The following is a 16,026-nucleotide window of genomic DNA, read 5'->3' as shown; positions in this document are numbered from 1 at the left end:
TGTTGGATGAGGATCTCTTGCCAAATGTTTAAGAATTTGTAATTCTACATCCATTGCCCTACTTTCCTTCCAGAGTTTTTTCTTTTCATCCTTTTATTCAGAATACTCGGAAAGTGACAGAAGAGGGCTATTTGCACGAATGTCTTTGCGCCTTTGCGCCTTTGCGCGAAACAAAAAAATATTTATGCAAGAGGTCTACTGATATCAATAGAATCAAAAAAAAGAAAAACGGTAGATAAAATGATCCTCTACCGTTTTCTAATATCTATTTGAGATTCAATCCCAAACGTTAATTACGACTCAATTGCTTGAGGCATTAATTCCCGGCGCTGTTGAGAACTAACTTGCACATTGCCGTTTTCATCGACATCAACGACGGCTGTATCGCCATCTTTGATGCGACCAGACAGAATTTCTTCTGCTAGGCTATCTTCTAGCAACCTCATAATTGCCCGGCGTAATGGTCTTGCGCCGTAGCTGGGGCTGTAACCTTCTTGGATGAGGCGGTCTTTGAAGCGTTCGGTGACTTCTAAGGCGATACCTTTTTCTGTCAGGCGACCAAACACTTCTTTGAGCATAATGTCGGCGATTTGTGTGACTTCTTCGCGGTTGAGTTGACGGAAGACGATGATTTCATCCAAACGGTTGAGGAATTCTGGACGGAAGTATTGCTTGAGTTCCTCATTAACCAGAGTTTTAATCCGGTTATACTGCGATTCGCCAGCATCTTCGGTGAACTCGAAGCCGATGGTGGAAGCGCCTTTTTCAATTACCTTAGAACCGATGTTGGATGTCAAAATCAGCAAGGTGTTCTTGAAGTCAACAGTGCGACCTTTGGCATCAGTTAACCGACCGTCTTCTAAAATTTGCAGCAGCATGTTGAAGACATCGGGGTGGGCTTTTTCGATTTCGTCGAACAGCACCACAGTATAAGGACGACGGCGCACAGCTTCAGTTAATTGACCGCCTTCGTTATAACCAACATAACCAGGAGGCGAACCAATCAACTTGCTGACGGTATGACGTTCCATATATTCCGACATGTCCAGGCGAATCATTGCTTCTTCAGAGCCGAAGAAGTATGCAGCCAAGGATTTTGCCAACTCAGTTTTACCTACACCAGTTGGGCCGGAGAAGATAAAGCTGGCGATGGGTCGGTTGGGATTTTTCAAACCGACACGAGCGCGACGAATTGCCCGTGAAACTGCTTTCACCGCATCTTCTTGACCGATTAAGCGCTGATGCAGGGTGTCTTCCATGTGCAGCAGCTTTTCGGACTCGGACTCGGTGAGCTTGTTGACTGGTACGCCTGTCCAGGAGGCGACGATGTGAGCAATGTCTTCTTCGGTGACGACTGGTTCTACACCGTCACCACCTGCACCGTTGGTCTTACTTTGGGCGATCGCGCGGATTTCGGCTTTGATTTCCATTTCTCGATCGCGCAGTTCCCCGGCTCTGTCAAAGTCTTGGGAACGCACTGCATCATCTTTTTCTTTTAAGATTTGGCGCAGTTCTTTATCTAACTCTTTGGCTGCGGGGGGCAGTTGGGAGTTAATTAACCGCACGCGGCTTCCTGCCTCATCTATTAAATCGATGGCTTTATCTGGCAAGTAGCGATCGCTGATATAACGGTCAGACAATTTTGCTGCTGCGATTAAAGCTTCATCAGAAATTTTCAACTTGTGATGTTGTTCGTAGCGATCGCGCAGTCCATGCAATATTTCTATAGTTTCATCGACTGACGGTTCACCTACCATTACTGGCTGGAAGCGGCGTTCTAAGGCTGCATCCCGCTCAATGTGCTTGCGGTATTCGTCGAGGGTGGTTGCACCGATACACTGCAATTCACCTCTAGCCAAGGCTGGCTTAAGTATATTTGCTGCGTCGATCGCACCTTCGGCTGCACCTGCACCAATTAGGGTGTGTACCTCATCAATCACCAAAATGACGTTACCCGCAGAGCGGATTTCGTCCATGATTTTTTTCAGACGTTCTTCAAATTCACCCCGGTATTTGGTACCAGCTACCAGCAACCCGATATCTAGCGTGACTACACGCTTGTCTTCCAGGATGTCGGGGACATCTTTGTTGGCGATGCGGCTCGCTAAACCTTCAGCGATCGCAGTTTTACCAACCCCTGGTTCACCAATCAGCACTGGGTTATTTTTTGTCCGGCGGCCCAAGATTTGAATCACGCGTTCAATTTCTTTTGCGCGTCCTACGACTGGATCAAGTTTATTGTCAGTCGCCATCTGGGTTAGGTTCGAGCCAAATTCATCCAAGGTAGGAGTTTTAGTGCGTCCCGATTGCCCGGTCGCCGAAACCTCTGCTGTTTCTCCCAGCATCCGAATGACTTGGGTTCTTACCTTAGATAGATCCACCCCAAGGTTTTCTAGCACCCTGGCTGCTACACCTTCCCCTTCCCGGATCAGGCCCAACAGCAGATGCTCGGTGCCAATGTAGTTATGCCCTAATTGGCGCGCTTCTTCTAGGGATAGTTCTAGAACCCGCTTTGCCCGTGGCGTAAACGGAATTTCCACAGCCACAAAGCCAGAACCCCGACCTATAATTTTTTCTACTTCAATACGGGCATCTTTGAGATTGACACCCATTGATTTCAGCACCTTGGCCGCAACTCCTGTGCCTTCCCCAATCAGACCCAGGAGGATCTGTTCGGTTCCCACAAAGTTGTGACCTAAACGGCGGGCCTCTTCTTGGGCCAGCATGATTACCTTAATGGCTTTTTCTGTGAAGCGTTCAAACATGGCATTTTTCCCATCACCTGCGTCGTGCCGGTACGCTGATTTTAGCACAGGCTAAGGTTTTGGGTGTCTGTATCACAGATATATAGATATCCGGGGGAGACTACCCAAATTGATGCTGAACTTGTTAACTGTTTATTGGTTGTCCTGCGGCTATTGTGTTGAGGAGCTTTGATTTACCAGCTTTTGAAGCTAGATGACATGTAATTAGCCGCTGTTATTATGGTGTTATTTTACCATTCACAAATACTTATTATTAGCATAGTTTGACTCCAAAAGTCAAAAATATCCGGAAAAGATTTTTTATTTAAAACAAAAAAAAAATACTCATTAGATATTTTAATGAATTCATAATTTATCGATGGTCAAGAATCTAAATCAACTATTATGGACTCTTGACTTTCTAGCTAATTAACTGCCAAGAGAACTGACTCAACTGCTGACTAACGTTGATATACCAGTTGTCTAAAGTCTGTTGAAACTGTGGGTACTGTAACTCTGATAACCAAAGAATTAAGGCATCCTCTCCGTTATCTTTGTAATAATGCCGTCGCCGCCCTGCGGTTTTAAAGCCAAATTTCTGATATAAGGATATAGCAGCAAGGTTAGAAGCTCGGACTTCCAGGGTGGCTCGCTCTAAACCGCGATCGCAAGCTGTCTTCAGGAGAGCATACAGTAAAGCTTGTCCTAACCCTTGACGATGATATTGGGGATGAATCGCCAAAATTGTAATGTGGGCTTCGTCTAAAATCGACCAAAAGCAACCCATACCCAAAAGTTTAATAGTGGATAATGGCGAAAACAAACCGAGTAATTCGCTGTTAGGGCTGTCTAACTCTCGTTGATAGCCCTCCATTGTCCAAAGACCGCCAAAACAAGCTTGATCCAGTTCTAGTATTGCACTCAAGTCATCTGTTGTTAGCGGCCGCAATTTTAAGTCTGATGAAATCACATTGATTAAAAGTGCTGAGTTGAAAGTGCTGAGTTGAAAGCAGATTCTAACTTAAGGTTTAATTTACGCCTGTGCGAAGGTTCTCTCGGACTTTTGACTTTACTCAGCACTCATCACTGTGTTGGTAAACTGAAAATCGGGAGACTTACTCACGCCCTTAATTTGAACAAGGACAATTTATATAGTTATGGTATCGACTCACCCCACTGAGGTTCAACATACTGGTAGTCAGTATTTGCCGCAAAAGCACAACCCAACCGAAAATATTTCACCTAACCAGGAATTGTTACCCTTAACGGCCAAAGTTAACACTCATGATTGTCTGGAAATTGGTGGGTGTGATGTCACAACGCTAGTTCAGCAGTTTGGTTCGCCTCTATATATTTTAGATGAAGAAACTCTCCGTTCCGCTTGTCGGCAATACCGAGATGCTTTTAAGCAATATTACCAAGGTGAATCACAGGTATTATATGCTTCTAAAGCGTGGAATTGTTTAGCTGTTTGTGCGATCGCCGCCTCCGAGGGGTTGGGAATAGATGTAGTATCTGGTGGTGAACTTTACACAGCTTTGAATGCTGGCGTTAGTCCTGATAAAATTTACCTCCACGGCAATAATAAATCACAGTCTGAGCTAGTTTTGGCAATTGAATCGGGTGTCACAATTGTCGTAGATAACTGGCAAGAATTACATAATTTGGTGGAATTAACCCAAAATTCCCAGCCAATTCGCATCATGCTACGTTTAACACCTGGTATTGAATGCCACACCCACGAATATATTCGCACCGGACACTTAGATAGTAAGTTTGGCTTTGATCCCAACGAATTAGATGAAGTATTTACCTTTGTCAGCAAACAACCTTCTTTGAATTGCGTGGGTTTGCACGCTCACATTGGTTCTCAAATTTTTGAACTGCAACCCCATCGAGACTTAGCCGCTGTGATGGTGCAGTGGTTCCGTGATACTGCTAAGTATGGTTTAAATTTAACCGAACTAAATATCGGTGGTGGTTTAGGTATTCGGTATACAGAATCAGACGATCCACCCAGTATTGAAGATTGGGTAAAGATAATTTGTGAAGTTCTGCAAGAAACTTGTGCTGCGGAAAGTTTGCCTTTACCAAGGCTATTATGTGAACCAGGGCGATCGCTGATTGCTACAGCTTGTGTCACTGCCTATACAATTGGTGCAACCAAAGTAGTACCAGAAATTCGTACCTACCTATCTGTTGATGGTGGAATGTCAGATAATCCCCGACCAATTACTTACCAGTCAGTTTATCGGGCTATAGTTGCCAATAAAATGTCTGCTAGTGTTACAGAAACAGTCACAGTAGCTGGTAAACATTGTGAATCAGGCGATATCCTAATTAAGAATGCCCAACTACCGAAAACGGAACCAGGAGATATCCTCGTAGTTATGGGAACTGGTGCGTACAATTACAGTATGGCATCCAACTATAACCGCTTACCCCGACTCGCAGCAGTAGTAGTGTCAAATGGCGAGGCAAATTTAATTTTGCAACGCGAAACTTATCAGGATTTGATTCGCCAAGATTGCCTACCAGAAAGACTTAAGAAGTCTGAAGTCTGAAAAAAGTATGAAGTATGAAAGCTGAAAAGCTCTAGACCCGTTGGCGTAGCCTCTCGTAGAGAAGGGGCTTGCCGCAGGCTAGGTTAAAAACCCAAGGGCGAAATTTATATTTCACACTTCATACTTCATAACTTCACACTACCCTGCGGAAACGCCTGCCGTAGGATGCCCTTAGGGTTGTAAGGCGAACATACTTCATACTTCATACTTGATTCCAGATGTCATGAAAGATTGGTCAAAGCATTGGCTGACAAACCTAGGATGGTCGCAGTCCTTGCTAATTGGGACTCTGGATATTGTATTAGTGCTGGCGCTAACGTACATGATACTAGTCATTATTAGCGAGCGCCGGACACTGTGGATGGTACGGGGCTTTATTATTTTAATGCTGGCATCGGCACTCAGCGGTAGATTGGGCTTACCTCTGCTAAATTTTGTCTTAGAAAAGTTAGTGATTGGTTGTGCAGTAGCGATGGCAGTGGCTCTGCAATCGGAGTTTCGCCGATTTTTGGAACAATTAGGACGTGGTGAATTACGCCAGTTGTTTCAAACATCCAGTTTGACAATCCCCAAATCTGATAGTGTGATTGATGAAATCGTGGAAGCGGTTAAAGAACTTTCAAAAAACCGAATTGGAGCTTTGCTAATATTAGAAACCACTAGACCAATTGACGAGCGGGATTTTTCTGTACCTGGAGTGAAGCTGAATGCTGAAGTTTCTAAGGAACTGATACAAACAATTTTTCAGCCAAAAACTTTGTTACACGATGGGGCGACTTTAATTCGTGGTTCACGGATTGTGTCATCAGGTATAATTTTACCACTTTCGGGACGCACAGCCTCGCGCCAGTTGGGAACACGCCATCGGGCAGCGATGGGAATTACTGAGCGGGTCGAAAATTGTATTTGTGTCGTTGTATCAGAAGAAACGGGTTCTATTTCCTTAGCGGAACGGGGAACCCTAAATAGACCACTGACAATTAGGAAACTCAAGGAGTCGTTGGAGGCTCGACTATCTCCAACTGTGGATCGGGAAGCTGTGGCTCCTGGTTTATTGAGTTGGGTGCGTCAGATTGGAAATAAGGCACTAGTAATGGTTTCACGTTTACTCGGATTACCATGTCTTCGACACGCTACGCGAACGACCGCTTCTCGAGATAAAAAATGACTGTACAACACACTGAACTACAATATTTGCCCCCTGACTTGAAACGGGAACTACTGCCCAAACATGTTGCGGTGATCATGGATGGCAATGGTCGATGGGCTAAACGTCAAGGTTTACCGCGAATAATGGGTCATAAGCGTGGCGTAGATGCCTTGAAGGATTTGCTGCGTTGTTGCAAAGACTGGGGTATTCAGGCTCTGACAGCTTATGCTTTTTCCACGGAAAATTGGAAAAGACCGCAGGAAGAAGTAGATTTTTTGATGACTCTTTTCCAAGTAGTGTTACGCCAAGAACTGCGGGAAATGGTTGAGGAAAACGTGCAAATTCAGTTTGTGGGAAATTTGCAGGCGTTACCGAAATCGCTCCAAGAAGAAATTACCCGCTCAATGGAAGCTACTAAAAATAATCGCAGTATTCGGTTTTCTGTGGCAACTAATTATGGTGGACGGCAGGAGATTTTACAAGCTTGCCGCGCGATCGCCCACAAAGTTCAGCAAGGTATCCTCAAACCTGATGAAATTGATGAATCAGTGTTTGAAAGCCACTTATATACGGCTGGAATTGATGACCCCGATTTATTAATCCGCACCAGTGGTGAAATGCGCCTCTCGAATTTCCTACTATGGCAAATGGCTTACGGGGAAATTTACATTACTGAGACTCTTTGGCCTGATTTTGATCGGGCTGAGTTTCACCGGGCTTTGTGTGCTTACCAGCAACGGGAGCGAAGATTTGGGAAAGTGTGATGAAGTCTGAAGTGTGTTCGCCTTACAGCCCTAAGGGCATCCTACGGCAGGCGTTCCCGCAGGGTAGTGTGAAATGTGAAATATAAATTTCGTTCTTTAGTTTTTAACCTGCGGCAAGCCTCTAAAAGCTTCTACATCCTTCAGACTTCAGACTTTTTTCTACTTTTTTAGACTTGATCCTTCAGACTTTGATTTAAGGCCCAGAAAACACAGCTTGTTCTATATCTTCCCGGCTAAGAGAATACTTAAATGAGCGTTGGACATCTTGCCCATTATCTCCTGCTTCGAGATATCGGACTACGATTTGCTCAATATCCAGCCAGAGTTCAGCTTGCCAACTAGGTCTTTGCAAATGCCAACAATGACGTTGTGTTTCATCTTGTTGACAACCTTGTTCTTTTAACCATTGCTCAATTTGTGGCAGAGGATGATTATATAAAGGGGTATCAGCGGGAAGAAAAGACATAGAAATTTTGGATGAGAGGAGTGTTTATTTTAATATTAAAAATTTAAAATTTTTAATATCCCCAGGGATAGTAGATGTTTCCAGATAGGAAACTGGCTGTTCTAATGTGGGAGTTGGTTGTGGTGATTGTGTTTGAAAAGCAGCCTCACCACGAGCTAATCCTATAGCGATCGCCAATAACAAACAACCCACAAAGGTCAGTCCGAGGATAAATAAAGCAAAGATTTCCCCAGAAGAGAGGGGGCGATCGCTGGCATCCAAGTAAGCTGATTTTGAATAGTCGTAAGCATAACGTACAGGATGATGCAAATCAGCAGGTGCTTGAATCACGCCAAAGCGGGAATAACCGATTTTCAAGTCATAGCTGAGTCGCCGTTCTGGATGGCTTAAAGTGGCGTAAGCTTCATTAATTTGCTGAAATTTAGCAGTAGCGAGGACAGCAGGTAATTCTGTGGTGTCAGGATGATAACGCTTGCTTAGTTCTCGGTAAGCACGACGAATGTCAATCACCGACGCTGAGGGATGCAGTCCTAATAGGGAGTAGTAGGAGGTTTCACTACTTTGTGGCATAGCCCCGTTTTGATTCACAGCTGTTTGCAGTTTGCGATCGAGTTTTTTCTAATATTGTAATCTTGAGTCGCACAGCCTGATCTACTGAACAGTAAACAGCGTAGCAATGTTAACATACCTACAAAAATCTGTATTGACCCATTTTACGTCAATCTGAGATGATAGCCTCTAATTGTGCGATCGCATAATTTTCTCAAGCATTGTCTTGATCTCATAGCCGCCAATGACAAAACCCGCAGATGTCAGCACTAAAAGATTAATTAGCCTTGCACCTGATAACTGGGTAAAATGGGTCACAAGCATTCCTGATGTTGTTGCAGAGGAAATCCTTAATTCCGAATTTCAATGGATCAGTCGTGAAAGTGATGTATTAATTCGTGCTACTAGTTCTGAGTACGGTGAATTTCTCGTTCTTAACGAACTACAATTACGCTATAAACCGCAAATGCCACGCCGGATGCGTGCATATACAGCGCTGGCAGAGGAAAAATATAGTCTACCAACTTATCCCGTTTTAATTAATATTCTCAAGACTACTAACGAACAAATCCCGAATAGATTTGAATCCAATTTTGCAGGATTACAAGCGTCGCAAGATTATCGCGTTATTAATCTGTGGGAAGTTGATGTGCATATTGTCTTGGAACAACCCATACCATCTCTACTTCCATTTGTACCGATTCTCAAAGGCGGTGAAAATGAGTTAATAATCCGAGAAGCACTGCAACTTCTTCGTGCTGACGAACAGCTAAACCAATTAGAAACTGTCTTAGCTTTTTTTGCTACGTTTGTTTTAGAAAGTGCATTAGTTCAAGAAATTATGAGGTGGGATATGACTGTGTTACGTGAGTCTCCTTGGTATCAAGAAATTTTGCGCGAAGGTGAGGCGCGGGGCGAAGCACGGGGTGAGGCGCGGGGTGAGGAACGTGGACGACGACAGGAATTATTTTCAGGTATTGAACTCGCATTAGAGATTAAGTTCGGCAATGCCAGTTTAGAATTGATGCCGAATATTTCCCAAATCAGTGATTTACAGCGATTAAAAGCTATTCAACAAGCTATTAAAACTGTAAATACAATCGAGGAGTTGCGGCAATTGCTGTAGGGCAATTCCTGAAGTGAGATATAGAAGACTCTAACTTAGTAAATCAGCGCGGGGTTTAAAAGTTTCGATTTGGCGGATTTTTTCGTAAAGTTCTTTTTCTTCAGGGCTAATATTTTTTGGGGTAACTATCTGGATCTCGACCAATTGATCGCCACGTTTGCCGTTTTCGGTGGGGTAGCCTTTATTTGCCAAGCGGAATCTTTGACCAGACCTGACTCCTGGTGGGATGGCCATCTTGACTGGGCCGTCGAGGGTAGGTGCTTCGACAGATCCACCTAGTACTGCTTCACTGGGAGTCACTGGTACTTGACAGGCTATATTGATGCCTTCTAGCTTAAATAAGGGATGCGGCTCGACTGTAATTTTCAGGTACAAATCGCCGCCGCCGATACCTTGGTTTTTTAGGCGGATACTTTGGCCTGTAACCATTGCAGGAGGCATTGTTACTTCTAGCGATCGCCCATCCTCTAAACGAATGCGCTCATTACCACCTTGATAAGCTTTTTCTAATGGTAAGGTTAATCGGGCTTCAATATCCCGACGGCTGGGTTTTGGGGGATTTTTTGGAACTGTGTATTCAACTCTGCTGTTCGGAGAACGAAACGGATCGGTTTTAGTGGTAGTACTGTTTTTGCTGCTTTGACGACTACCAACACCAACGACTTGATTAACAAAGTCTTCAAAATTAGCAAATTGGCTGGGATCAACATTTTGATTGCCATTGCTGCGATCGCTAGGGCGAGTCTCCTCCCAAGCTTTTGTTTTTGGTGTTTGTTTGCCTGCAAATCCTTTTTGCTTCCAATAGCGACTAAATTGGTCGTATTGCGCTCTTTTGGCTGTGTCGGAAAGAACTTCGTAAGCTTCACCAATATCTTTAAATTGTTCTTCGGCAGCTTTGTTACCTGGATTCAAGTCGGGGTGATACTGTCTAGCTAATCGCCGATAATTCTTTTTAATTTCTTCATTAGAGGCATCTTTAGTTACTCCCAAAATCTCGTAGTAATCGCGGAAATTCTGCAAATTTTGCATAGTCAGTTATTTAAAATTAGATTTTAGATTTTAGATGTTGGTAATAATTATTAAGTAACCAGTAGGATCATTTACTAATTACTTATTACTTATCACCAATTACCAAATCCGCATTTGGAATCAACTTTATAACCCAAGTAAAGGCGGTTGTTACCACTTATGAGGAGTATTACAACCAATCATCATCATTTTCATCCCAATTATCTTGATAGCTAGGACGAGATGATCTGCGAGTAGGGCGGCTGTCATAAGCAGATGAACGGCTTTCTCTACCATAGTTTCTACCGTTATCTCTACTGTATTCTCTGCCATAAGAATCCCGTTCTCGGTAGTTGTCTCGGTAGTAATCTGGTTCCCTTTCTCGTTCTCGTTCTTTATCACCTCCTCTGAAGATTTCTTTGATTGTGCCAAACAAGTCATCGTCTTCGTCTTCAGCGTAATACTGACGGACTTCTCGGTTTAGCTCATAAAGTGCATCTTGGAGGTCGGAGTAAGCTTGGTCAATTCCGCGATCGTCGTTTCCTTGTAGGCTTTCTTTGAGTTCGCGGCAAATATTATCAATGCGTTGGCGACGACTGCGAGCAAATTGCATTCCAAATTCTAGGGCTACTTCTCGGAGTTGTCGTTCCGCTTGTAAAATCAGCGCTTCCGAACGGGTACGCTTTTCAACTCGTTCTTTCCGTTCGCGATCGACATCAGCATATTTCTGAGCATCCTGAATCATGCGATTGATTTCAGATTCGCTCAAGGTAGAAGCGCCTTGAATGGTGATACTTTGCTCCCGTCCTGTGGTTCTATCTAAGGCTGTTACCTGTAAAATCCCATTAGCATCAATATCAAATGATACTTGTACTTGAGGAATCCCCCGTGGTGCTGGTGGGATGCCATACAGCTTAAACCTTCCTAGGGATTTATTATCTGATGCCATATCCCGCTCACCTTGGACTACGTGAATTTCCACGGTGTTTTGGTTATTTTCTGAGGTAGAGAAGATATCAGAACGGCGGACTGGGATGGTTGTGTTGCGGGGAATCAGTTTTTTCATCACGCCGCCGATGGTTTCCAAGCCCAGAGATAGAGGTGTAACATCCAATAGCAGTATATCCTTGAGTTCCCCTGCTAAGATACCTGCTTGAATAGCTGCGCCAACTGCTACGACTTCATCGGGGTTGACATTTTCATTGGGTTCAATGCCAATTAAATCACGGACTAACTGCTTCACCATTGGCATTCTTGTAGAACCGCCAACTAATACGACTTCTTCGATATCTTCAGGTCTAAGTCCAGCATCTTTTAATGCCCTTTTGACTGGTGTCCGCACCCGTCCTACCAAGTCGCCGCACAAACCTTCAAATTGGGAACGAGTTAAGCGAGTTTCGATATGCTTGGGGCCGTCTTCGGTGGCGGTGATGAAGGGTAAGTTGATATCGGTGACACTGACAGCAGATAATTCAATTTTAGCTTTTTCTGCCGCTTCCATTAAACGTTGCAAAGCTTGGCGATCGCGTCTTAAGTCTACACCTTCGGTTTCTAAAAATTGCTCTGCTAACCAATCAACTATCTTTTTATCAAAATCATTTCCACCAAGTTGCGTGTCACCACTGGTAGCTTTGACTTCAAATACACCATCCCCAACTTCTAAAATCGACACGTCAAAAGTCCCACCACCCAAGTCAAAGACTAAGATGGTTTCTGTATCACCGCGATCTAATCCATAAGCTAAGGATGCAGCGGTGGGTTCGTTGAGAATCCGCAACACTTCTAAACCAGCAATTCTGCCAGCGTCGCGGGTAGCTTGTCGCTGAGAATCATTAAAATAAGCGGGAACTGTCAGAACTGCCCCTGTAACTGGTTCTCCTAAATAACGGCTGGCATCATCGGCTAATTTCTTGAGTACCATTGCCGAAACTTCTTCAGGGGCAAAATCTTTACTCAGGCGGGGGCAAGCAATTTTGATATTTCCAATTTCGTCTTTGCGGATGGTGTATGGTACACGCTTGGAATCTGGACTAATTTCACCATATTTCCGTCCAATGAAGCGTTTGACCGCAAAAAAAGTGTTTTGCGGGTTGAGGACGGTTTGCCGCCGTGCCATTTGCCCCACCACTCGCTCGCCGTCTTTGCTGAAACCAACCACGGAGGGTGTTGTCCGCATTCCTTCTGCATTGGCAATCACCACCGGCTTGCCACCCTCCATTACGGCGACTACTGAGTTGGTTGTACCCAAGTCGATGCCGACTACCTTACCCATGCTTTACTCTTCTCCTAGTGTGTCTTATATCTATTAATTCATTATGATTGGCCGGGACTACCTCTAGCATGAAGCTATTGGTGGAAAACACCTCAATGGTATGATAGTCAATTAAGGCAAAAGGTGAATAAATTTAAGGTTAAGGAGCTAGTTGCAAAACTAGGATAGCATTCACAATGCTGAGTATGTCCAAGTAGCTTTAAATCTCCATAGTTTAAAAAATCTACTTTATCAGTGCTTCAAGTTGGGTAATCCACTCTTCTCTAATTGATTTTTGACTTACTCACTACATCAAGAAGTTTATTTGACGAATACTTGCAGCCTTTGAATTTAAAAGAGCAATTACGAAATCATCTGCATGAAATCGCCCGAGAACGCGATCCTTTCATGGCAAATGCTGGACATTTTTTTGTCCAAGAATACATTCGGCAACAATTTGCCCAATGGGGAAGTGTGGAAATCCACACCTTTAGAGTTAGAGGGAAAACCTGCCATAACCTGATTTTAAATTTATCGTCCCAAGCAAATAGCAAAAATCAAGATTTACCACCAATTTTAATTGGCGCACATTATGATGCTGTTCCAGGAACACCAGGGGCGGATGATAATGCTACAGGTGTAGCGGTGTTACTAGAATTGGCGCGAATATTTGCGGCGGAACCAGCTAAATATCCCTTGCGGCTTGTGGCTTTTGATATGGAAGAATATGGATTGCTGGGAAGTTCTGAATATGCAGCTTTGTTGCGTCAACAACAGCAACCACTGCGCTTAATGATATCTCTAGAAATGCTTGGTTATTGCGACTCTACCCCAGGTTCGCAAGTTTATCCTCGTCCATTGGAAAAATTTTATCCAAATCAAGGTGATTTTATGGCTTTAATTGGGAATTTGCGGACAATCCGTGACTTAATTAGCCTGAGTCGGAGTATTCGGAAAGTAGGTGTACCCAGTCAGTGGCTACCAGTCCCAAACAGAGGCTTAATTGTGGCTCAAACTAGACTCAGTGATCATGCACCGTTTTGGGATTTAGGCTATCCCGCAATTATGGTGACAGATACGGCATTTTTACGTAACCCCCATTATCACAAACCTAGTGATGCGATCGCCACCTTAGATTTAGATTTTCTCACAGGTGTCTGCCAAGGTTTAGAATTGGGTATTAGGCGATTATAAAAAAAAATTGGAAAAATGGATAGTGGCTAAAGATTATCCACGTTCTTGCATCTGTGCCTCTTTGCGTCAGGTATAATTTGTCAATTTTGGCTTGATAGGCGACTATTCGACTAATGACAAAGAAATTTTCATATTAGCGCTATAACCCCGTAACAAAAGTGTAATAAACGCTGTCTAAATTAGTAATAGATTCAAATAACCTTTCGGACGGCAATGCAAAATCAAGTACCAGACGGAAATAACCCATTAAATAGCAATTCGGATACCAAAGAACGCAAACAAGCACCTTGGAAGAAAACAGCAGCTTCTCTATCACTAGTGTTCCTAGGGTCTGGTATGACATTGGCTGGTGGTTATCTAGCTAACCATCAGCCACAGGTAACGGAACGTGCGTCAAATTTGGCATTGAGTCGAGTTAATGCTGCACCGCCCATAGTAGCTGGTACAGACCCGACTTTTGTAACTCAGGTAGTAAACAAGGTAGGCCCGGCAGTCGTGCGAATTAATTCATCCCGCACGGTGAGAACCAGATTACCACAAGAATTCAACGACCCATTTTTCCGCCGCTTTTTTGGCTCAGAACTTCCACAAACACAACAAAGAGTACAACAAGGTACTGGTTCCGGGTTTATTATTAGTGGTCATGGTCAAATTTTGACCAATGCTCATGTTGTTGATGGTGCTGATATGGTGGCAGTTACCCTCAAAGATGGGCGTACTTTTCAAGGTAAGGTATTAGGGAAAGACGGATTAACTGATGTGGCGGTCGTAAAAATTCAAGCCAATAATTTACCGACAGTTGCCTTAGGTAATTCAGAGCGATTGCAACCCGGAGATTGGGCGATCGCGATCGGTAATCCTTTAGGATTGGATAATACTGTTACTACAGGCATCATCAGTGCTACTGGACGCAGCAGTAATCAAATTGGCGCACCTGATAAACGAGTAGAGTTTCTGCAAACTGATGCAGCAATTAATCCTGGTAATTCTGGCGGGCCGCTACTTAATGCCCGTGGTGAAGTAATTGGGATGAATACAGCTATTATTCAAAGGGCGCAAGGCTTAGGTTTTGCTATTCCCATTCACACAGCACAACGAATTGCCAATCAACTGATAGCTACAGGCAAAGTACAGCATCCTTATTTGGGAATTCAGATGATTGGGTTAACACCACAATTAAAACAAAATATCAATTCCAACCCCAACAGTGGTTTGAGAATTGTTGAAGATAAAGGTGTTTTAGTTGTACAAGTTATGCCTAATTCACCGGCAGCGAAAGCCGGAATACGAGCAGGTGATGTTATTCAAAAGCTCAATGGTAATGCTGTTACAGAGCCTAGTAGTGTACAGAAGGCAGTAGACAACAGCCAAGTTGGGGGAGATGTGCGTCTAGAGTTACGCCGTCAGGGACAAACCCTAAATTTATCTGTACGACCTGGTACTTTCCCATCTCAGGTGCAGTAACAAGATTTGGAGACGTTGCATTGCAACGTCTCTACAATCCATCAATAACTAGCTTGTTTAGGCAGTAAAAAAGGGCTTCCCTGTTGTAAATATGATGTTATGTGGACAGTTAGACAAGTAGAAATATTTTAAATATTAAAACTTAACTTTTCTCTGGAAAGGTTACAGATACACTCTCTATAGCTCTATAGGATTTTCTGGATAATCATTTCCATCAAAGTCACTTAAAGTAGCAATTTCTTCCTCTACCTGATCGACTGACTCGTCAGTCATGCCAAGTTCTTTCTTCGCAAAAACTCGGCGGGCTTTACGGTCAAGTATCTGGATAATACTTGTTCTATCTTGCTTAATCGCTTCAATATCTTCTTTCTGAAGCAATATCATGTAATATCTGGAAACCTCCATCATGCGGTAGGCATACTGGAAAGCATCTCTTGTAAATTCTCCAGTAGTCACAACCATTACCACATCAGCACCAGTTACAAAGGTCATCCCTACTTCTTTCGCCAAAACATCAACATCAACACGCTTTGTATTTTTGCACTGAATTTGCCAACGGTGATAGACAAACCTATCAGAAGCGGCAAGAACATCCACTTCGCCTTGACCTGTTTCATAACCCTGTTGTGTCACTTTAGGCAGAGGAAAAATAGAATTCAGGGTGAGTTAGGAATATAAAAATTGGGGAAGTGAGCCTATAAACAATGGCTTGAAGTTTAGCAAATCCCAATGAAAGTTGAGGGATA

Annotated in this window: 13 protein-coding genes; 6 read left to right on the top strand and 7 right to left on the bottom strand. The window is 43.5% G+C overall.

The features are described from left to right. Window positions 1-293: 293 nt before the first annotated feature. Both IQ259_RS24700 and rimI read right to left on the bottom strand, forming a co-directional pair. Window positions 294-2,765 carry an ATP-dependent Clp protease ATP-binding subunit gene (locus IQ259_RS24700; RefSeq protein ID WP_193888652.1) on the bottom strand — a complete coding sequence of 824 codons (2,472 nt, stop codon included), beginning with the start codon at window positions 2,763-2,765 and terminating at the stop codon, window positions 294-296. A 400-nt stretch (window positions 2,766-3,165) separates the two neighbouring features. Continuing rightward, window positions 3,166-3,714, bottom strand: coding sequence for a ribosomal protein S18-alanine N-acetyltransferase (gene rimI, locus IQ259_RS24695; protein WP_193888651.1), 549 nt, complete (start codon window positions 3,712-3,714; stop codon window positions 3,166-3,168). A 187-nt stretch (window positions 3,715-3,901) separates the two neighbouring features. Between rimI and lysA the strand changes: the two genes are divergently transcribed. The 3 genes from lysA (at window position 3,902) to uppS (ending at window position 7,222) form a co-directional block, all read left to right on the top strand. Next, window positions 3,902-5,308 carry a diaminopimelate decarboxylase gene (lysA, locus tag IQ259_RS24690; protein ID WP_193888650.1) on the top strand — a complete coding sequence of 469 codons (1,407 nt, stop codon included), beginning with the start codon at window positions 3,902-3,904 and terminating at the stop codon, window positions 5,306-5,308. A 223-nt stretch (window positions 5,309-5,531) separates the two neighbouring features. Continuing rightward, on the top strand, window positions 5,532-6,476 hold the full coding sequence (gene cdaA, locus IQ259_RS24685) for a diadenylate cyclase CdaA (protein WP_193888649.1): 945 nt from the start codon (window positions 5,532-5,534) through the stop codon (window positions 6,474-6,476). Continuing rightward, window positions 6,473-7,222 carry a polyprenyl diphosphate synthase gene (gene uppS, locus IQ259_RS24680; protein ID WP_193888648.1) on the top strand — a complete coding sequence of 250 codons (750 nt, stop codon included), beginning with the start codon at window positions 6,473-6,475 and terminating at the stop codon, window positions 7,220-7,222. Before cdaA ends, uppS begins: the two co-directional genes overlap by 4 nt. A gap of 193 nt (window positions 7,223-7,415) precedes the next feature. Here the strand turns inward: uppS and IQ259_RS24675 are convergent, their stop codons facing one another. Both IQ259_RS24675 and IQ259_RS24670 read right to left on the bottom strand, forming a co-directional pair. Then, complete coding sequence (locus IQ259_RS24675; protein WP_193888647.1) at window positions 7,416-7,688, bottom strand: DUF3143 domain-containing protein; 273 nt, start codon at window positions 7,686-7,688, stop codon at window positions 7,416-7,418. A gap of 24 nt (window positions 7,689-7,712) precedes the next feature. Continuing rightward, a complete protein-coding gene (locus tag IQ259_RS24670) occupies window positions 7,713-8,258 on the bottom strand; it encodes a J domain-containing protein (protein ID WP_193888655.1) in 546 nt (181 codons plus the stop codon). 223 nt (window positions 8,259-8,481) lie between these two features. Here IQ259_RS24670 and IQ259_RS24665 point away from each other — a divergent pair, with 223 nt between their 5' ends. Further along, on the top strand, window positions 8,482-9,363 hold the full coding sequence (locus tag IQ259_RS24665) for an Rpn family recombination-promoting nuclease/putative transposase (protein ID WP_193888646.1): 882 nt from the start codon (window positions 8,482-8,484) through the stop codon (window positions 9,361-9,363). Between the two features lie 30 nt (window positions 9,364-9,393). Here the strand turns inward: IQ259_RS24665 and IQ259_RS24660 are convergent, their stop codons facing one another. Then, window positions 9,394-10,392, bottom strand: a complete 999-nt coding sequence (locus IQ259_RS24660) for a DnaJ C-terminal domain-containing protein (RefSeq protein ID WP_193888645.1) — start codon at window positions 10,390-10,392, stop codon at window positions 9,394-9,396. A 169-nt stretch (window positions 10,393-10,561) separates the two neighbouring features. Further along, window positions 10,562-12,643, bottom strand: a complete 2,082-nt coding sequence (gene dnaK / locus IQ259_RS24655; RefSeq protein WP_193888644.1) for a molecular chaperone DnaK — start codon at window positions 12,641-12,643, stop codon at window positions 10,562-10,564. A gap of 324 nt (window positions 12,644-12,967) precedes the next feature. On the opposite strand from dnaK, the gene IQ259_RS24650 reads away from it, so the two are divergent. Together IQ259_RS24650 and IQ259_RS24645 are read left to right on the top strand one after the other, a co-directional pair. Continuing rightward, window positions 12,968-13,816, top strand: a complete 849-nt coding sequence (locus IQ259_RS24650; RefSeq protein WP_193888654.1) for a M28 family peptidase — start codon at window positions 12,968-12,970, stop codon at window positions 13,814-13,816. A 213-nt stretch (window positions 13,817-14,029) separates the two neighbouring features. After that, complete coding sequence (locus IQ259_RS24645) at window positions 14,030-15,280, top strand: HhoA/HhoB/HtrA family serine endopeptidase (RefSeq protein WP_193888643.1); 1,251 nt, start codon at window positions 14,030-14,032, stop codon at window positions 15,278-15,280. Window positions 15,281-15,457: 177 nt separating this feature from the next. Here the strand turns inward: IQ259_RS24645 and IQ259_RS24640 are convergent, their stop codons facing one another. Further along, window positions 15,458-15,913: a restriction endonuclease gene (locus tag IQ259_RS24640; protein WP_339383821.1), complete on the bottom strand. Its 456-nt coding sequence runs from the start codon at window positions 15,911-15,913 to the stop codon at window positions 15,458-15,460. Window positions 15,914-16,026: the final 113 nt, after the last annotated feature.

Origin of the sequence: Fortiea sp. LEGE XX443, assembly GCF_015206815.1 — a bacterium.
Classification (GTDB): Bacteria; Cyanobacteriota; Cyanobacteriia; order Cyanobacteriales; family Nostocaceae; genus Nostoc_B.
Note: the sequence above shows the minus strand (reverse complement) of the source record. Positions and strands in the feature narration are given on the sequence as shown.